This window comes from Halopseudomonas phragmitis, from assembly GCF_002056295.1.
Taxonomy (GTDB): Bacteria; Pseudomonadota; Gammaproteobacteria; order Pseudomonadales; family Pseudomonadaceae; genus Halopseudomonas; species Halopseudomonas phragmitis.
Genome location: NZ_CP020100.1, coordinates 861,934 through 880,542, shown reverse-complemented (window position 1 = coordinate 880,542; position 18,609 = coordinate 861,934). Strand labels below are relative to the sequence as shown.

Below are 18,609 nucleotides of genomic sequence, written 5' to 3'. Positions count from 1 at the left end.
ATGGATACCCTCAGTTATCTCAGCCAGGGCTTTGGTGTGGCCCTGAGCCCGAACAACCTGATCACTGCCCTGTCCGGCACCCTGATCGGAACCGTGGTCGGTCTGTTGCCGGGTCTGGGCCCGATCAATGGGGTGGCGCTGCTGATTCCGGTGGCCTTTGCCCTCGGTCTGCCACCGGAAACCGCGCTGATCCTGCTCGCCTCGGTGTATCTGGGTTGCGAGTACGGCGGGCGGATTTCCTCAATCCTGCTCAATATTCCCGGCGAAGCTTCGGCGGTGATGACTACCCTGGACGGTTACCCGCTGGCGCGTCAGGGCAAGGGCGGTATCGCCCTGTCGATCTCGGCCTGGAGTTCATTTATCGGTGGCCTGATCGCTACCCTCGGGGTAGTTGCCTTTGCTCCGCTGCTGGCCCAGTGGGCGGTGTCCTTTGGCCCGGCCGAATATTTCATGCTGATGGTGTTCGCCATCGTCTGCCTGGCCGGGATGGCCGGCAACAAGCCGGTCAAGACCGCCGTGGCGGTGGTGATCGGTCTACTGCTGTCGTGTATCGGCATCGACGCCAACAGCGGCGTCTACCGCTTCACCTTCGGCAGTCTGGGGCTGGCCGACGGCATTCAGTTCGTGGTGCTGGTGCTGGGGCTGTTCAGTGTCAGTGAAATCCTCATGTTGCTGGAGCGTACCCATCACGGCCAGGCGGCGGTCAAGGCCAGCGGGCGGATGCTGTTCAACTTCAAGGAAGGCGCCTCGGTATTTGCCACCAATATCCGCAGCGGTCTGACCGGTTTCATCTTCGGCATTCTGCCTGGCGCCGGCGCGACCCTGGCCAGTGCGGTCAGCTATATGTCGGAAAAACGCCTGGCTGGACCCAAGGGCAACTTTGGCAATGGCGACCTGCGCGGCCTGGCTGCTCCGGAAACCGCCAACAGTGCCTCGGCCTGCGGTTCGATGGTACCGATGCTGACCCTGGGTATCCCCGGTTCCGGCACCACCGCGGTGATGCTCGGCGCCCTGACCCTGTACAACATCACTCCCGGTCCGCTGCTGTTCCAGAACCAGCCGGATATCGTCTGGGGCCTGATCGCCTCGCTGTTCGTCGCCAACGTCATCCTGATCATCATGAATGTGCCGATGATCAAGGTGTTCACCCGCATCCTTGCGGTGCCGAACTGGGCACTGGTGCCGGCAATTGCGATCATCACCTCGATCGGCGTCTACGCCGTGCATGCCACCACCTTTGACCTGTTCCTGATGGTCGCCATCGGGGTGTTTGGCTATGTACTGCGCAAGCTCGACTTCCCGCTGTCGGCGCTGCTGCTTGGCTTTATCCTTGGCGGCATGATGGAGAGCAACCTGCGCCGGGCACTGTCGATCTCCAACGGCGATCTGGCGATTCTCTGGAGCAGCCCGATCACCCTGGCCCTGTGGGCGCTGGTGGCGCTGATGGTGGCGTTGCCGTTCTGGCGCGGTTATCGGGCACGCAAGGCCCGCCAGGTGCTGGCTGACGCAGCCAATGCCTGATCCGATCAGCGGCGTGGACCTGCTCAAGCGCGGGTCCACGCCGCTGATCGGTCTGCTCGGCGGCTGGTTGGCCAGTGTCGCCGACTGGCCGTTGCCATGGATGGTCGGCTCGTTACTGGCGGTGATTGCCGTGCGTTGCTGTGGTTGGCTGGCCACACCGTTGCCGGGTGGTCGGCAGGCCGGGCAATGGATCGTTGCCAGCGCCATTGGCCTGCATTTCACTGCCCCGGTATTCGCCCAGATGTTGGCGCATTGGCCGGTGATTGTGCTCGGCGCCATGGGCACCTTCCTGCTCAGCCTGATCGGTATCGCCATCCTGCTGCGCGCCGGGGTCGACCGGCCCACCGCCTGGTTCGCCAGCATGCCCGGCGGCGCCAGTGAAATGGTGGTGCTGGGGCTTCGGCATCAGGCCAATCCAGCCCGGGTCGCCGCCGCCCACAGTCTGCGCCTGTTGTTGGTCGTGCTGATCATTCCGGCGTTGTTCACCTGGGGGCTGCCCAGTCCCGCGCCGCCGCCGCCGGGCCGGGTCGACTGGGCCTGGCTGGCTGTGCTGCTGCCGCTGGGAGCGCTGGCCGCCCTGCTCTGGCGCCGCCTTCAACAACCCAATCCCTGGATGCTTGGGCCGCTAATGGTATGCGCCAGTGCCAGCATTGTCTTCGAGCTGGATTTGGCCTTGCCGCCCGGTGCCGGAGAGCTGGGCCAGTGGCTGATTGGCTGCGCCCTGGGCTGTCACTTTGATCGATCCTTCTTTGGCAAGGCGCCGGGGTTTTTGCTGCGGGTCATGCTGTTCACTCTGCTGGCGATGCTGGTGGCTGCTGGCGCCGCTGAGGGGTTGAGCTGGTTTGCCGAGGTCGACGACCTGAGCCTGATGCTTGGCATGATGCCTGGTGGTATCACCGAACTGTGCCTGACCGCCGAAGCCCTGCACCTGTCGGTAGCCTTAGTCACCGCGCTACAGGTGTTGCGACTGTTTCTGGTGATGTTCCTGGCCGAGCCGCTGTATCGCTGCTGGGTGCCACCGGGGGCAGAGAAAGCGCGGGACAAAAGCGGTTAAGCTGTGCTGATTTGTGTGATCACGCCAAGGAGACAGCATGAGCAATACTGATAATCCCGGACTCAAGGTTCGCCGCGAAGTCATGGGCGACGCCTTCGTTGACCGCGCCCTGGGCAACGCCACCGAGTTCAGCCAGCCGCTGCAGGAGTTTGTCAATGAGCATGCCTGGGGCGGGGTCTGGACTCGTGAAGGGCTGGACCGCAAGACCCGCAGTCTGATCACCCTGGCGGCGCTGACTGCGTTGAAATGCCCGCAGGAACTCAAGGGCCATGTGCGTGGTGCGCTGAATAACGGCTGCACGGTCGAGGAAATCCGTGAGGCATTGCTGCATTGCGCGGTTTATGCCGGTGTGCCAGCGGCCATCGACGCCTTCCGCGCCGCGCAGGAAGTAATCGACGCCCAGGCTTGAGGCGAGCCTGGGAGGCGGGAGCATCTGCTCCCGCAGCGCAGCTGGTGCATCCCTGGTCTTGAGCAGATGCTCAAGGCTCCCAGGAAAGCCCGAGGTCATGCCCGCGCTATGCGCCTGATCCGGCGCCAGCCGAGCACTATACCGCTGAGGCTGATCAGCAACCCGCCGAGGCTGAAGCCGATCAGCACTGCCTCGCGCAGGCGCGGGCGCTCCAGCAGCCAGGGCAGATCCCAGCTGTGCAGCAGGTTGAACAGCCAGCGGGCCAGACGGCGGTTGCGGTCCAGCACATCCAGCACCGCGCCGGTGTGTGGGTCGAGCTGCAGCCAAGTGGCGGGCGCATCGTCAAAGCGGATGCGCAGCATCGGCAGCGGTCGCAGCCGGTGGCCGTACATGCTTTGCTCGGCGCGAGCCACATAGTAGAGGTCGTAGCGCTCAACCCATTCACTCTGCCAGCCCACCCCCGGCAGGCCGGCCTGAGCCGCGACCAGCAATTCGTTGCTATCCAGTTGCGTGCGGGCCTGGGCCTCAGGCTCAAGGGCGATGATCCGGCTCTGGCCATTGGCGGCGTAGCCGATCAGCCAGCTCTGGCCACCGAGCATGCGCCATTCCAGCTCGACCACTGGCGGGCCATTGGCGTTCAGCCGTGCCAGCGCCGTGGGCAGAGGCAGGTCGAACACGGCCTGCTGCAGGTTGCCAGCCTGATAGCCGCCCTGCGACCAGGCCGTCTGGCTGGCCAGCAGGTTCCATGGCCGCATCGACATGAGCCCGCTGAAGATCCAGGCCACCAGCACCAGCCCGAACAGCAGTCCGCCGATATGATGCCAACGGGCAAAGCCGCCGGGGTAAGGCGAACGCGAGCCGCTACGGTAGGGCTTGCTGAACCGCCAGCGCAGCAGGCCGACAACCATACCCAGCACGGCCAGCAGAGTGGCGGCCACGGACAGATACACCACCGCGTCGTGCCACAGCGGCTGCAGCCAGTTGCCGCGCAGCGGGTAGATCCAGTGCAGCCAGGCGCCGACCCAGTTCCAGCCGCGCTCCAGCGCGGTGACATCGCGCACCACGGCGCCGCTGGCACTGGAGATGTATAACCAGCGACGCTGTTCGTCGGCGATCTGCACCCGATGCAACGGCCGGTCCGGATCGAGGCTGCGGGTATGGGTCCAGGGGTCTTCGTCGATCAGCCCGTGGTAGTGCAAGGCCACGCCCGGGGCGAACTGGGCGGCACTGGCCAGTGCCAGTTCGGCGTCGAGCGCCGCGACCGGCTGGCCGGTTCGGGCGTCGAAGGCGCGGACCCGGGTAGCCTGGCTCAGCAGGTAGTGCGGTTTGCCGGCGATACTGGTCAGGCGCAGGTTGTTGACCGGTCCGGCCAGCCCGTTGATCAGCCGGCCCGGCTCCACGCAGCAGTCGTCCAGCGCCAGTACCGGCAGGCGCGCCCAGTGCTCGGTTGGGGTCAGCTTGGGGTAGCCGACATACAGCATCACCAGCCCGGAGCCGAACCACAGCGCCAGTAGCAGGCACAGGCCAATACCCAGCCAGCGATGCCAGAGATACAGATAGCGTTTCATGGGCAGCTATTCCCCCTTCGTCCCAATCCTTCTCCCGTGCTGATCGGGCCGTGCAGCCTTGATTCAGAACCGTACATGCGCTGTCAGCTCCAGGTCGCGTGGCTCGCCCAGGTAGTACTGGCCGTTGCTCTGGTGAATGAAGCGGGCGTACTGCTCGTCGGTCAGGTTGCGGGCGCGCAGGGTCAGATCGCTGCCGCTGTCGAAGCGGTAGCGCAGGAAGGCGCCGTACAAGGTATAGGAGGGTACCCACTGGGTATTGGCATGGTTGGCGTAAACCGAGGAGACGTAGCGGGCATCCAGGCCGCCCTGCCAATGGCGGTTGAAGTCCTGGGTCAGCCACAGGTTGGCGACCTGTTTGGGAATGTTGCTGGGGGTCTTGCCCTTGCGCGAGATGATGTCGCTGCCGCTGCGCTCGTTGAAATCATCGAAGCGCGCATCGACCCAGCCCAGATTGCCTTCGAGCAGCAGGCGCTCGGTCAGTTTGAACGAGGCGCCGAGCTCTATCCCCTCGGAGGTCTGCTGGCCGACCGGTACAGTGCTGCCAGGGTTGTTCGGGTCGGCGACCGGGAAGTCCCGACGCACGATCCGGTACAGCGCGACGGTGGCGCTGGCGCGACCATCAAGAAAGTCCAGCTTGCTGCCGACTTCCCATTGTTCACCGGTGCTCAGATCGAAATCGCTTACCTGGGTGAAGCTGGCACTGGTCAGGGTGCCGCCGGGTGGTTCGGCCGAGGTGCTGTACTGGACGTAGAGCATAGCCTGATCGGTCAGGTCCCAGACCAGGCCCAGGCGCCCGGTGAAGGCGTCCCAGCGACGGTTGAAGCGAGCCGGGTCGGTGGCGCTGACGGTGCGGTGGTTGATCACCCGCAGGTCGATGTGGTCGTAGCGCAGGCCGCTGACCAGGGCCAGGTCGGGGCGCAGTTGCAGGCGGTTTTCGGCGAACAGCGCGCGGGTCTCGACCCGGTTGCTGCGGTCCTTGTTCCAGCCACGACTGATGCCGGGAATATCATCGAAGGAGCCGGGATCAAAGCCGTTGGGGTCGACGCTATCGAGCAGTGCGTTGACCGACAGCGGGAAACGGGTCTGGCGATTGCGGCTGAAGTCGGCACCCAGTGCCCAGTCACTCGGTAGCGGGCCCAGATGGCTATGGGTCAGCCATTCCAGGCGGTTGCCGGTGAGTTCCTGGCTGTGCCGCTGCATGTAGGCGGCCGAGCGCTCTACCGCGCTGTTGTCGGGGGTATAGCGGTAGACCTCGAGGTTGCGGTAATCACGCTGGCCACGGTAGTGGTAAAAGGTGTTGCGCAGGCTGCTGCCGGGGGCCAGCTGATACTCGGTGATTGAGCGTAGCCAGCGCACGCGCTGCTCGTAGCGGCCATCGGCGACGTTGTAGTTGTTGAACCGGGTGCGGCGGTCGATGCGCAGCTTGCCCTGGCGCGGGTTGAGCGTCGGGGTGCCCCAGTAGGGGCTGTCCTCCCATTCCTCCAGATACTCGAGAGCCAGGGTGTGCGAAAGCTGCGGGGTCAGGTCGCTGAGCAACGAGAACGCCAGGCTGTTGGCCTCGCGTTCCTGGCGGTCGATATAGCCATTGCTGGCGCTACGGCTGGCATCCAGGCGCAGGTAGTGCCGCGCGCCGGGGTCGTCATTGAGCGCCTGGTTACTACCCACGGCCAGTTCGTGGCGGTCGAAGCGGGCATAGCGCAGGCGCGTTTCGCTGGTGTTGGCGCCGCGGTTGGCCAGCTTGGTCACGTAGTTCAGAGTGCCGCCGACCGAACCGCTGCCGTGGGCGAAGGACGAGGGTCCGCCGATCAGTTCGGCGCGATCATAAATCCAGCTGTCGACCGGGCGATTGGCGCTGTTGTACTGCAGGCTGATGCCGTTGAACAACTGGTTGACCTGCGAGCCATTGAAGCCGCGATAGGCGACGTTGCCGCCATGCCCGGGCGGTGCGGCGGCATTCACGCCGGGCAGGCTGTTGGCGATTTCCTGAAAGTCACGGGCGCCGATGCGCTCGATCTTGACGCTGTCGGCCACGCTGACCGAGGCCGGGTTTTCCCGTGGGGTTAACCCCAGCCGCGAGCCGGTGCTGATCGGCTGGTCCAGATTAAGCCCCGAAGACTGTGCTTCGGTGCCGGTGATGGTGCTGCTGGGTAGCTCCAGCGGGGCATGGTCGGCCAGGGCGAGGCCGCTGGCGCTGGCCAGCAGTATGGCGAAATACTCGGGCTTCATTGATGGTTATCCTGTATCAGACACGGAGCGGCGCCCGCGCATTGCGGGTGCCAATCAAGGTGTTGGAACAGGCGAAACTAGGGGGCTCGGGGATTGGCCGGCGGCCAGGCCTGGCGGGGTGACAGAGGCTGCAGCGGCGGCCAGGCCGGAACCAGCGCCGGGCGCCGCCGTAGCAGGCAGATCAAGGCCAGAACCAGGGTCAGGCTCAGGGTCGTGAGCTGGCATAGCGGGCAATTGAAGGGCAGGCTCGGTGAGCCGGAGTGCTCCTTGAGCATGGGATCGGCGACCAGGCTGCCGTCAGACAGGCCCTCGCCCAGCGAACAGAACGCTACCTGCCCCAGAGCCAACCCCAGTGCCAGATGGGCGCTGTGGGTGAGCGCACAGGAAAAGCCGCTGAGCAGAATGCTCAGATACAGTAGCAGGGCGATATGGGTGCGCTGTTGTTTGCTCAGGGGCATGTTGGCAAATTTAGCAAGCCAACGCCGGTTCGCCAATCAGCGTGTCACGGTTTGTACATTGCGGCCCGCCCGGCGTGCGATAATGTCAGGTGCACCCGTTGTATGCAGCTATCCAGTAGTCGGAATGACGATGCCGCGTCTCAAGCTCCCTGTTTACAAGACCATCATCTTGGCACTGCTGATGTGGGTGGTTGCCGGCACCCAGGCCGAGGAGGCCGATGCGGTACTCGACTGGGCCCTCTGGCCTATTCCCGGGGCGGTCAATCTGGTCGATGGCCAGCCGCGCGACGGTATTGCCATGGAAGCCCTGGAATTGCTGATGGCCCGGCTGCCGGAACTGCAGCCACGTTACCGTCTGGCCAACCGCCCGCGCCAGCAGTACGACATGGAACAGGGCCTGGCGTTCTGCTCGATGCCGCTGCTGCGCCGTGCTGACAGCGATCAAATCGGTTATTTCATCCCGTTCATGGCCAGCACGCCGATCCAGGCGGTGATCCGCCAGGACGACCGCGAGCGCTTCCCGCTCGAGAACGGCAGCCTGTCGCTGAGCCGGTTATTGGCCGACACCGATCTGCGCGGTGGCCTATCAGGTTTTCGCACCTACCCACCAGCACTTGTCGCTTGGTTCGGCGAAGCCCAGGCCGTCGGGCGGCTGGAGTCTGTAACCGGCGCCCTGAGCGGTGAAAATCTGTTGCTGATGGTCAGTCACGGGCGGCTGGACTTCACCTTCGAGTTTGCCACCGTTACCCGGGCTATTACCCGACGCCTGGCTGTTCAGGCCCCGCTGTTGAGCCTGCCGATTCAGGAGCATCGCGAACTGGTGGAAACCGGCATCTACTGTACCCGCAGCGACTGGGGCCGGGCGATAGCCACCCGGCTGGACCTGGCCGTGCGCCAGATTGCCGCCGAACCTGATGCGTTGCTGGCGCTTTATGAGCGCTGGGTTCCGGAGGAAACCTACCAGGCGTTCGCCGATGAACTGCGCGCCTACTATCTGCAGCGCGCCGGTGAGCCTACCGCTCTACCTTGATTGGTCGCGCCTGCGCAGCAGGGCTGTTCGTGTTGTCCGTCCGACGTGCGATAATGTCGGGCACACATGCTGTACTCCGAGGTCCACCATGGCTACCCCGTTACTCAATTGCGATATGGGTGAAAGCTTCGGTGCCTGGCGCATGGGCCTGGACGAGCAGGTCATGCCCTGGGTCGATTGCGCTAATATCGCCTGTGGCTTCCATGCCTCCGACCCTGGCACCATGCGCCGCACCGTGCGTCTGGCGGTCGAACACGAGGTGCGTATCGGGGCTCATCCGGCCTATCCGGATCTGGTCGGTTTTGGCCGCCGCTCAATGGCCTGCAGTGCCCAGGAAGTCGAAGACCTGCTGCTGTACCAGATCGGCGCGCTGGAAGCGATCTGCCGTGCCGAGGGTACCTGGGTCAGCTACATCAAGCCGCACGGCGCACTGTACAACGACATGATGCGCCAGCCCGACTTGCTGGCCACGGTGATCCGCACCATTGCCCGCTATGACCGCAGCCTGCCACTGATGCTGCTGGGCCAGGCCGACAACCGTCAGACCGAGGCCCTGGCCCAGGAGTATGGCATCGTGCTGTGGCTGGAGGGGTTCGCTGACCGGGGTTACGATGCCAATGGCCAACTGCTGCCCCGCACACTTCCAGGTGCTGTGCACCATGACCCGCAGCGGATCCTTGATCAGGCCCTGACATTGGCCCGCGGCGAGCCGCTGATCGCCAGCGATGGCAGCGCCCTGCACCTGCGGATCGACTCGCTGTGCGTGCACGGCGACAACCCCGAATCGGTCGCAGTGGTCCGCCGCATCCGTGAGGCGCTAGAGGCGCTGGACCCGTCATGAACCCGCAGGTCGAGACCGCCAGCCTCGACAGTCTGATAATCCGATTGTTCGAGCGTATCGACGAGCACAACATGCCCTGGTTGTTGGCCGCCGCTCAGCGGCTGCGCGACAGCTTTGGTGCGCTATTGGTCGATCTGGTACCGTCCTACACCACCCTGATGCTGCACTATGATGTGCGGGCCTTGGACGAGTGGCAGGCCCGCGAGTTGATCGAGCAGGCGCTGACCGATCTGCAGCCGCTGGAACATCTGGGCGGCCAACGCCATGAACTGCCGGTCTGGTATCACCCCAGTGTTGGCCCTGACCTGGAGCCGCTGGCCCGGCACAGTGGCCTGAGCCCGAATGAGCTGATTCTGCGCCACTGCAGCCGTGACTACAGCGTGTTCGCCCTGGGTTTTGCTCCCGGCTTTGCCTATTTGGGTCTGGTCGAGCCACAACTGATGGCGCCGCGGCTGGCCACCCCGCGCCGGCGGGTGGCTGCCGGCAGCGTCGGGATTGCCGAACGCCAGACCGCGATCTATCCGCTGGAGTCGCCCGGCGGCTGGAACCTGCTCGGGCGTACCCCGGTGGCGCTGTTCGATCCCAAATATCAGGGTTACAGCCTGCTGCAACCTGGCGACCGGGTGCGCTTCGTGGCGATCAGTCATGGCGAGTTTCTGCGTCTGGGTGGCGATGACAGCCCGCTGGAGGAATGCCCATGAGCCTGCGGGTGGAGCAGACCCTGGGCCTGGCCCAGCTTCAGGATCACGGCCGCTTCGGTGTGCGCCATCTGGGGGTGACCCAGGGCGGAGCACTGGACTGGATCAGTGCCGGACTGGCCAATCACCTGCTGGGCAACAGCGCCGACTGCCCGGTTCTGGAAATCCCGCTTGGCGGACTGACGCTGCGCTGTGAGCAGGATACCACCCTGGCGCTGACCGGAGCCGATCTGCAAGCCCGGCTGGACGATCAGCCACTGGCCCCTTGGTGCAGCTTTGCCGTCAAGGCCGGCCAGCGGCTGGTCTTCAACACTCCGCTGTATGGTGTGCGCGCCTATCTGGCGGCCCCCGATGGCTTCCGTGCGCCGCAGGTTCTGGGCTCCTGCGCGACCGTGGTACGGGACCGGTTGGGTGGCCTGCAGGGTAACGGTGCCGCTCTGCAGACAGGTGATCAACTGGATGCTGCGGCCCGAAGACCGAAGCCGGTGAGTCTGCCGGAGCAACTGCGTCCGGATCTTCGCCGCCCGGCCCAGCTGGAGCTGGTGCCGGGTGCCCAGATTGCCCGGTTCAGCGGAGTCAGTTTGTTCCAGGCGTTCAATCAGGTGTGGCGGGTGGATGCCCGGGCTGATCGCATGGGGGTGCGCTTGCAGGGCCCGGTGCTGCATTACCAGGGTGAGGCGTTGGTGTCCGAAGGGATTGCGCTGGGTGCGATCCAGGTGCCGCCCGATGGCCAGCCGATCATCCTGCTCAACGACCGGCAGACCATCGGCGGCTACCCACGGCTGGGCGCCCTGAGCCCGGTAGCGGTCGCCCGGCTGGCCCAGTGTGGCGTTGGCGAACCGGTCAGGCTGCGCATCAGCAGTCACAGTCAGGCCCGCGAACGCTATCTGCACTGGCTGGAACTGATCGACGGGCGCAACGATCACTACCCGCCGGTTCACCGCGGCTGATCAGTCCGGACCGTTGTTCTTCCATGGCAGTTTGGGGGCAGTCAGGTGCTGGCCGTCGCTGCCCGGCACCTCGCCAAAGCGAGCTTGTCCGCTTTCCCAATCATGCTGAGCCTGGATGATGTAGTCCTTGCTGTGACCTACGAAGTTCCACCACATCAGGATGTCTTCGCCAAAGGGCGCGCCGCCGACCAGCAGCGCCCGGCTATGCATCGACAGATGCAGTTGCATGCCACTGTGACCGGGCCCCAGATAGGCCAGCTCATTGACCTCCACGTTTTCATGGCCAATCCAGGCCTCGCCTTCGAGTACCAGCAGACCATACTCGAAATCCTCGCGGATCGGCAGAATCACCTGGCAGGCGCTGACGCTGGCCAGGTCGGCGGCAAACAGCGGGGTGTGTACCCGCACCGGTGATTGCCGGCCCAGCAGTTCGCCCACCAGCAGGGTCAGCTCACAGCCTTGCTCCTCCCAGCATGGCAGGTTCGGATAGTGCTCAAAGGCCGGGTCACTGTCGGCCAGCGCCTCGGGCAGGGCGATCCACAACTGCGCAGCATGTAATACCCCGCTGTCAGGCAGGGAGTCTTCGGTATGCACGATACCGCGCCCGGCACTCATCAGATTGACCTGCCCCGGCCGGATCACCTGTTCATTGCCCAGGCTGTCACGGTGCAGCACCTCACCTTCGATCATCCAGGTAAAGGTCTGCAGGCAGGTATGCGGATGGGCACCAACGTGCATGCCCTCATCCGGGCCAAAGTGCGCCGGCCCGGCATGATCGAGAAAGCACCAGGCCCCGATCAGCCGGCGCTGGCGCGTCGGCAGTACCCGGCTGACCGGCAGGCTGCCGCCAATTTCGGCGGTGCGCGCACTGATCAGTTCAACCTCCGGAATCTCGGCGGCAGACGGGCAGTCGCGTGAATCGGATAACTGGCAGTCGGATTCGTGATTGCTCACAACTACCCCCTTTTTTCAGGCTCTCACTAACTCTATTAAAGCATGTAGTGAGTTGGTCAGCCTTTCTGCACGCTGTAGCTCTGGATCAGATTGGCGTATTGCGGCAAATGTCCGGCCAGCAGGCCGCCAAATCCTTCGACATCATTGCGCCAGTCACGATGCAGCTCGCAGCCGATGGCAAACCAGGTCATCAGTTGCGCGCCAGCCTGCTCCATACGGCTCCAGGATGCCTCACGAGTAGTCTGATTGAAGGTGCCGGAGGCATCGGTACAGACGAACACCTCGTAGCCCGCTTCCAGCGCGGACAGTACCGGAAATGCCACACATACCTCGGTCACTACCCCGGCAATGATCAACTGCTTCTTGCCGGTGGCCTTGACCGCGGCCAGAAACTCTTCGTTGTCCCAGGCATTGATCTGGCCTGGCCGAGCGAAGTACGGGGCGTCCGGGAACATGGCCTTGAGCTCGGGCACCATGGGGCCGTTCGGCCCGTCTTCGAAACTGGTGGTCAGAATGGTTGGCAGACCGAAGAACTTGGCGATATCGGCCAGGGCCAGTACATTGTTTTTGAAATCATCCGGGCTGAAATCGCGGACCAGAGACAGCAGGCCGGCCTGATGGTCGACCAGCAGGACAGCGGCGTTGTTCTTGTCCAGGCGGTTGTAGGTGAAGGCCATGGGATTCTCCTGTCGAGTTTGCTGAGTTTGCCCATCGCGCGCAGGCAACGGGTTGTTCAAGCCTAGACATGGAACGGTGGAAGAAATAGCCTCTATAAACGATACTCATCGTTCTACTCGCAGGACGATGCTATGCAGGATCTCAACGACCTCTATTTCTATGTTCAGGTAGTCGAATACTCGGGCTTCTCTGCCGCCGGGCGGGCGCTGGGCATGCCCAAATCCCGGCTGAGCCGGCGTATCGCGCAACTGGAAGAACGGCTCAATGCCCGGCTGATCAACCGCTCCAGTCGACGTTTCAGCGTGACTGAGCTGGGACAGGAGTACTACCGCCATTGCAAGGCCATGTTGACCGAGGCCGAGGCGGCCCAGGAGTTGATCGACCGGGCCCATGCCGAGCCGCGGGGGTTGGTGCGCCTGAGCTGTCCAACGGCGTTGCTGCAGTTTCGGGTGGCGCCCATGCTGTCCGAGTTCATGCGTCTCTACCCGCAGATCGAGTTGCAGATAGAGGCCAGCAACCGGCGGGTTGATGTTGTGCATGAAGGGCTGGACATCGCCCTGCGGGTCCGTTTTCCTCCCTTGGAAGACAGCGATCTGACGATGAAAGTGCTGGCCCAAAGTCCGCAGCAACTGGTGGCTGCACCGGGCCTGCTGGCCGAAACCGGCATTCTGGAGAGCCCCGAGCATTTGCAGCGGCTACCCAGCCTGGACTGGGAGCGGCCCTACAAGGAGCATCTCTGGTGCCTGGAACATGTCAGCGGCCATGATTGCCAGATAACCCACCGGCCCAGACTGGTCAGCGACGACATGGGCCTGCTGCGCCAGGCGGCGCTGGATGGCGTGGGGATTGTGCAATTGCCGCTGCTGGTTGCCGGGCATGATTTACAGGCCGGGCGTTTGCAGGCGGTGCTGCCGGACTGGCGTCCACGGGGTGGCATCATTCATGCCGTATTTCCCAGTCGCCGTGGCTTGCTGCCCTCGGTCCGCACGCTGCTGGACTTTCTCGGGGAGCGTTTCGGTGACAGTGACTTCATCCCGGCCTGCACACAGTGACGGCTTTGCCAATAGCAACCAGGCTGTTAACGTAGCCCGCAACTAACCTAGGGAGGGTGCCCCATGTTGAAATCCTTGCTGGCTATCGCCCTGGGCGCCTCGGTCGGTGCCAGTTTCCGCTGGTGGCTGGGGCTCAAGCTCAATACATTGTTTCCAGCCATTCCACTGGGCACCCTGACTGCTAATCTTATTGGTAGCTATATCGCCGGACTGGGCATTGCGCTGCTGGCCAACATGCCCTCTCTCAGCCCGGAGTGGCGGCTGCTGCTGATTACCGGTTTCTGTGGCGGGCTGACCACCTTTTCGACCTTCTCCGCCGAAACCTTTGCGCTGTTGCAGGATGGTCGGGGGCTGATGGCGCTGGGAGCGATTGCCCTGCATGTCACGGGCTCGCTGCTGATGCTGGCGGTCGGGTTCTACAGCATGCAGCTTCTTCAGGGGCAAATGGGAGGAGGTCTGTAATGAACGGTTATCTGATCAGTTTCTATACCCAACAGGATCGTCAGCACCGCGGCCAGCCATTGGGCCACTGGCTGATTGGCCTGGCTCGGGAGCTGGAGCTGCGTGGCGCAACGCTGTCAGCCGCGCTGGAAGGTTTCGGGCACAGTGGTGAGCTGCGCTCGGCGCGTTTCTTCGAGCACGCCCAGCAGCCGCTGGTGGTGCGTATCGCTGCGACCGAAGACGAGTGCGCGCGGCTGTTTCAGCGGCTGGATCAGGAGGATTTTGACCTGTTCTACGTCAAGACCCCGGCTGAGCTAGGGCATGTTGGCAAGCGCGTGGCCCGTGACGCCTGAACCGCCCCGGGCTCAGGCCCGGGGAATGGCAATACGCAAGAACAGGCTGTAGAGCATCGGCAATACCACCAGGGTCAACACGGTGGCGAAGCCCAGACCAAACATGATCACTACCGCCATGCTCTGGAAGAACGCATCGGTCAGCAGCGGGGCCATGCCGAGAATGGTGGTCAGAGCTGCCATCGATACCGGTCGGACCCGGCTGATCGAGGCATCGACCAGCGCCTCATAGGCGGCCTTGCCGCTATCCAGCTGCAGCCGGATCTCATCGACCAGCACGATACCGTTCTTGACCAGCATGCCGCTGAGGCTGAGAAAGCCGAGCAGAGCCATGAAACCGAACGGTATGCCGGTCAGCAGGAAGCCAAAGGTCACGCCGATGATTGCCAGCGGCACGGTCAGCCAGATCACCGTAGCTCGTTTGAACGAGTCAAACAACAGGATGGTGATCAGGAACATCACCAGATAACCCAGCGGCAGACTGCCGAATACCGCCCGGCGGGCGTCGCGCGAGCTTTCGTATTCACCACCCCATTCCAGGCTGTACCCCGGCGGCAGCTCGATGGCCTCGATCTGCGGGCGCAGGCGCTGGAACAATTGGGCGGCGGTCTGGCCGCTGAGAATGCTCGGGTCGGCCTGTACGGTCAGGGTGCGCTTGCGATCCAGACGCATGATCAGTGGGTCTTCCCAACTGGTGACAAAGCCGCTTACCACCTGCTCGATCGGCACATAGGTGGCGCGGGCGCTGCTCCAGACCTGCAGGTCATTGAGGGTAGCGGCGTTCAGTCGTTCGTCATCCGGGGTGCGGGCAACGATCGGCAGCAGCCGGGTGCCGTCGCGGTACAGGCCAACGGTCATGCCGCTGAAGTTCATCTTCAACAGTGCATCCAGATCGCTCTTGTCGACTCCGATTTCACGGGCCCGGGCCTCGGCAAATTGTGGCCGGACCAACTTGGTGCGTTCGCGCCAGTCATGCATCACTGCGCTGGAGACCGCATCGGCGCGGATGATCGCCGCCGCCTCGGCACCGATCCGGCGCAGCACTTGCGGATCGGCACCGGTGAAACGAGCCTCGATCTTACTGTCTGAGCCGGGGCCGAGCATCAACTGCTTGAGCTTGGCCTGAACGTCCGGGTAGTGCTCGCGCAGGTGTTGATCCAGCTTGGCGATCAGCGGTTCGATCTGTTCACGGTCCTCGGTGCGCACCAGAATCTGGGCGAAGTTGGAGTACTGGCGCTGGGGGAAATAGGTCAGGATGAAACGCAGTGCGCCCTGGCCAATGGTAGAGGTGACTGAGGTCACGCCCTCCTGAGCCAGTACATGGCGGTCAATTTCACTGACGACTTCCTCGGTGTAGCGGATGTCGCTGCCCTTGGGCAGCCACAGATCGATAAAGAACATCGGCGTGTTGGACGGCGGGAAAAAGCTCTGGCGTACCTTGCCAAAGCCGGCCACAGAGACCACCAGCAACACCACCAGCAGGGCACTGACCGCGACCCGATGGTGCAGGGCAAAGCCGAGCAGCCGTCGATAGCTGCTGAAAATGATGCCCTGATACGGCTCCTGGCTATCGCCGCCGCTCAGGGGCTGGCCATCCTTGAAGAACAGGCTGGCAAAGAACGGCGTCAGGGTGATGGCGGTGACCCAGCTCAGCAGCAGGGAAATCAGCAACACTTGAAACAGCGACAGACAGTATTCGCCGGTGGCGTCTTCTGACAGCCCGATGGGGGCGAAGGCGATGATTGCGATGGCGGTAGCGCCGAGCAGCGGCAGCTTGGTCTGGCGCACGATCGAGCGGGCCGCCTCCAGCGTGCTCTGACCGCGCTGACGGCCGACCAGGATGCCCTCGACAATGACGATGGCATTGTCCACCAGCATCCCCAGGGCGATCACCAGCGCCCCGAGCGAGATGCGTTGCAACTCGATCCCCAGCAGCTTCATGAAAATGAAGGTGCCCAGTACCGTCAGAGCCAGTACCAGACCGATCAGCAGGCCGCTGCGCAGGCCCATGAACAGCAGCAGTACACCGATAACGATGACCACCGCCATGACGAAGTTGAGTACGAAACCGCGGACCGAACCCTGAACTTCATCGGCCTGATTGTAGAACTGCTCGATGCGCATCCCGGCTGGGCGTTGGCTATCCAGTTCGGCCAGCCGCTGGCTGACCGCCTGGCCGACATCGACCACATTGACATGGGCGGCGAACGATACGCCCAGCCCCAGTGCGCGCTCACCCTGGGCCCGGTAGAGGTTGTCCGGCTGCTCGCTGAAGCCCCGGCGCAGGGTGGCGATATCACCCAGGTAGACACGCTGGGCGCTGCCCGGCTCGCTGATGATCAGGCGTTCCAACTCGCTGATATCCTCGAATTCACCGGTCGGGTGCAGGCGGATCGACTCGCTGCCGACCAGCATGCGCCCGGCATCGGATACCACGTTCTGGTTGCTCAGCACCTGTTGCAGGCGCAGCGGGGAAATACCCAGGCTGGTCATGCGCGCCCGGGAAATTTCCACATAGACTTCCTCCTGCGGCAGACCGGCCAGGCTGACCTTACCCACGCCCTTGACCAGCACCAGTTCGCGGCGCAGGTAGTCGGCAAAGTCGCGCAGTTCGCGGTAGCTGTAGCCGTCACCACTGAGCATCAGGAAAATGCCATAAACATCGCCGAAATCATCGCGAATACGCGGCTCATCGACCCCTGGTGGCAGGAACGGACGCAGATCGTTGATACGCCGGCGCATCTCGTCCCAGATCTGCGGCAGATCATTCGGGCCGTACTGGCTCTGTACCTCGATGGTGATCTGCGACAGCCCGGCGCTGCTGATCGAGGTGATCTTGTCAATGTAGGGCAGTTGCTGGATGGCGTTTTCCAGCGGGTAGGTAACTTCTTCCTCGACCTGCTGCGGCGAGGCGCCGGGATAGGGTGTGACCACCATGGCCATCTTCAGGGTAAAAGCCGGGTCCTCCAGGCGCCCCAGCCCAAGAAAGGCGACCAGCCCGCCAAACCCGAGAATCAGTGCCACCAGCCAGCTGGTGACCCGACGCTGGATGAAATAACCGGCGATGTCCATTACAGCCCCCGCTCGCGAGTCCACTCCCTCACGCGCTGGCCCTCGGCCAGTTCCGCGCCGCCCGCGGCGACGATCTGCTCACCCGGCTCCAGCCCGGCAAGGATTTCAATCGCGTTCTGGGTCAGTTGCCCGACCTGTACTTCCCGGGCGTGTACCTGGAGGCCGCCCTCATGCTTGCTGACAACCCAGACCTGGCGTACTTCCGGTCCCGCCGCATCGGGACTGAACACCGCCTCGACCGGCACCAGTAACGGCATGCCGGCCTGCTGGCTGACCTGGGCGACATCCAGCAACACCGTGGCGCTCATGCCGGGCAGCAGTACCAGTCCCTGGGGCGGTTGCATGGCCAGGGTTACCTGATAGGTCAGGCTTTTGGGGTCTGGCTGGCTGGCATGCTCCTTGTAGAGCGCCTCGATCTCGATTCCCGGCAGGCTGTCGATGCGCACTCTTGGGCGGATATCACCCGGGTCGATATCGGCCCGCAGGCCCGACAGCAGGCTTTCCGGAACCTGAAACACCACATCCATGCTGTCGCCGGCATACAGGGTCACGATTGGCTGATTGGGTTGCACGATCTGGAACCGTTCGACATGGGTACGTGCTACCCGTCCGGCGAATGGCGCGCTCAGACGGGTGTAGGCCAACTCCTGGCGTGCCAGATTAAGTGCGGCCTCGGCCTGATTGAATTGAGCCCGTCGTTCGTCCAGCTCGGCCTGCGAGACCATTTGCCGTTCAATCAACTGCTGCATCCGTTCAAGCTGGCTGCGAGTCAGGTCGTAGCTGGCCTGACGGTCATTCAGGCGCAGCCTGACGTCGGTATCGTCCAGTTCGGCGATCGTCTCGCCCGGTTGCAGCAACTGCCCTTCGCGCACCCGCAGCTCCTTCAACTCGCCCCCCAACCTGAAGGACAGCTCGGCTTCTTCCGGCGCCTTGAGCCGGCCCGGAAATTCACGCAGGTGCTGGGCCAGTGGATCAAGCACGGTAAAAAGCTTGACCGGGCGGACGGTATCGGCAGCAGGAGCGTCGTTGCCGGAACAGGCAGACAGCAACGGTAAGGTTGCCAACAACAGGGCAAGGGACGGGACAAGGCGGGCTAGAGGCATCATGGACCTGACTTCAGTAACAGAAAACTAATGCCGCGATTATAGGCGTGAAAAATGAACATGAGCTGAACTGGCAACAGTTTGTCGCCAAATGCAGGGTTCGTTCCGGCCTTGTACAGGCAACTGCAGCGGATACAGGGTGCTTTAGTTTTATATGCATTATTGATCTATGCATAGATCTTTGGAGTATATTATGCTGGT

At 63.4% G+C, this 18,609-nt stretch carries 17 protein-coding genes; 10 read left to right on the top strand and 7 right to left on the bottom strand.

Annotated elements, in window-relative coordinates:
• Genes BVH74_RS04065 through BVH74_RS04055 form a run of 3 tightly spaced genes read left to right on the top strand, consistent with a single transcriptional unit; the run spans position 1 to position 2,984 of the window.
• Complete coding sequence (locus tag BVH74_RS04065; RefSeq protein ID WP_080048832.1) at positions 1–1,521, top strand: tripartite tricarboxylate transporter permease; 1,521 nt, start codon at positions 1–3, stop codon at positions 1,519–1,521.
• Positions 1,514–2,575, top strand: coding sequence for an AbrB family transcriptional regulator (locus BVH74_RS04060; protein WP_080048831.1), 1,062 nt, complete (start codon positions 1,514–1,516; stop codon positions 2,573–2,575). The genes BVH74_RS04065 and BVH74_RS04060 overlap by 8 nt, the downstream gene beginning before the upstream one ends.
• Before the next feature lie 37 nt (positions 2,576–2,612).
• A complete protein-coding gene (locus BVH74_RS04055) occupies positions 2,613–2,984 on the top strand; it encodes a carboxymuconolactone decarboxylase family protein (protein WP_080048830.1) in 372 nt (123 codons plus the stop codon).
• 95 nt (positions 2,985–3,079) lie between these two features.
• On the opposite strand, the gene BVH74_RS04050 is transcribed toward BVH74_RS04055, so the two are convergent.
• From BVH74_RS04050 to BVH74_RS04040, 3 genes are all read right to left on the bottom strand, one after another.
• Positions 3,080–4,552 (bottom strand): PepSY-associated transmembrane domain-containing protein, encoded by a 1,473-nt coding sequence (locus tag BVH74_RS04050; protein WP_080048829.1) that lies wholly within the window; start codon positions 4,550–4,552, stop codon positions 3,080–3,082.
• A gap of 63 nt (positions 4,553–4,615) precedes the next feature.
• A complete protein-coding gene (locus tag BVH74_RS04045; protein WP_080048828.1) occupies positions 4,616–6,778 on the bottom strand; it encodes a TonB-dependent receptor in 2,163 nt (720 codons plus the stop codon).
• 77 nt (positions 6,779–6,855) lie between these two features.
• Complete coding sequence (locus BVH74_RS04040; protein ID WP_080048827.1) at positions 6,856–7,236, bottom strand: DUF2946 family protein; 381 nt, start codon at positions 7,234–7,236, stop codon at positions 6,856–6,858.
• Between the two features lie 130 nt (positions 7,237–7,366).
• Here BVH74_RS04040 and BVH74_RS04035 point away from each other — a divergent pair, with 130 nt between their 5' ends.
• The 4 genes from BVH74_RS04035 (at position 7,367) to BVH74_RS04020 (ending at position 10,755) form a co-directional block, all read left to right on the top strand.
• Positions 7,367–8,266 (top strand): hypothetical protein, encoded by a 900-nt coding sequence (locus BVH74_RS04035; protein WP_080048826.1) that lies wholly within the window; start codon positions 7,367–7,369, stop codon positions 8,264–8,266.
• 88 nt (positions 8,267–8,354) lie between these two features.
• Positions 8,355–9,107, top strand: coding sequence for a 5-oxoprolinase subunit PxpA (locus BVH74_RS04030; RefSeq protein ID WP_080048825.1), 753 nt, complete (start codon positions 8,355–8,357; stop codon positions 9,105–9,107).
• Complete coding sequence (pxpB, locus tag BVH74_RS04025) at positions 9,104–9,808, top strand: 5-oxoprolinase subunit PxpB (RefSeq protein WP_080048824.1); 705 nt, start codon at positions 9,104–9,106, stop codon at positions 9,806–9,808. The genes BVH74_RS04030 and pxpB overlap by 4 nt, the downstream gene beginning before the upstream one ends.
• Positions 9,805–10,755 (top strand): 5-oxoprolinase subunit C family protein, encoded by a 951-nt coding sequence (locus BVH74_RS04020; protein ID WP_080048823.1) that lies wholly within the window; start codon positions 9,805–9,807, stop codon positions 10,753–10,755. Before pxpB ends, BVH74_RS04020 begins: the two co-directional genes overlap by 4 nt.
• Here the strand turns inward: BVH74_RS04020 and BVH74_RS04015 are convergent, their stop codons facing one another.
• Together BVH74_RS04015 and ycaC are read right to left on the bottom strand one after the other, a co-directional pair.
• Positions 10,756–11,709: a pirin family protein gene (locus BVH74_RS04015; RefSeq protein WP_080048822.1), complete on the bottom strand. Its 954-nt coding sequence runs from the start codon at positions 11,707–11,709 to the stop codon at positions 10,756–10,758.
• Positions 11,710–11,765: 56 nt separating this feature from the next.
• On the bottom strand, positions 11,766–12,386 hold the full coding sequence (gene ycaC, locus BVH74_RS04010) for an isochorismate family cysteine hydrolase YcaC (protein WP_080048821.1): 621 nt from the start codon (positions 12,384–12,386) through the stop codon (positions 11,766–11,768).
• Positions 12,387–12,518: 132 nt separating this feature from the next.
• Between ycaC and BVH74_RS04005 the strand changes: the two genes are divergently transcribed.
• The 3 genes from BVH74_RS04005 (at position 12,519) to BVH74_RS03995 (ending at position 14,233) form a co-directional block, all read left to right on the top strand.
• Positions 12,519–13,439, top strand: coding sequence for a LysR substrate-binding domain-containing protein (locus tag BVH74_RS04005; RefSeq protein WP_080048820.1), 921 nt, complete (start codon positions 12,519–12,521; stop codon positions 13,437–13,439).
• Positions 13,440–13,502: 63 nt separating this feature from the next.
• Complete coding sequence (crcB, locus tag BVH74_RS04000; protein ID WP_080048819.1) at positions 13,503–13,901, top strand: fluoride efflux transporter CrcB; 399 nt, start codon at positions 13,503–13,505, stop codon at positions 13,899–13,901.
• Complete coding sequence (locus BVH74_RS03995) at positions 13,901–14,233, top strand: DUF190 domain-containing protein (protein WP_080048818.1); 333 nt, start codon at positions 13,901–13,903, stop codon at positions 14,231–14,233. The genes crcB and BVH74_RS03995 overlap by 1 nt, the downstream gene beginning before the upstream one ends.
• A 12-nt stretch (positions 14,234–14,245) precedes the next feature.
• Here the strand turns inward: BVH74_RS03995 and BVH74_RS03990 are convergent, their stop codons facing one another.
• On the bottom strand, positions 14,246–17,305 hold the full coding sequence (locus BVH74_RS03990) for an efflux RND transporter permease subunit (protein WP_080048817.1): 3,060 nt from the start codon (positions 17,303–17,305) through the stop codon (positions 14,246–14,248).
• Positions 17,305–18,411 (bottom strand): efflux RND transporter periplasmic adaptor subunit, encoded by a 1,107-nt coding sequence (locus BVH74_RS03985; protein WP_231705565.1) that lies wholly within the window; start codon positions 18,409–18,411, stop codon positions 17,305–17,307. Before BVH74_RS03985 ends, BVH74_RS03990 begins: the two co-directional genes overlap by 1 nt.
• Positions 18,412–18,609 lie beyond the last annotated feature (198 nt).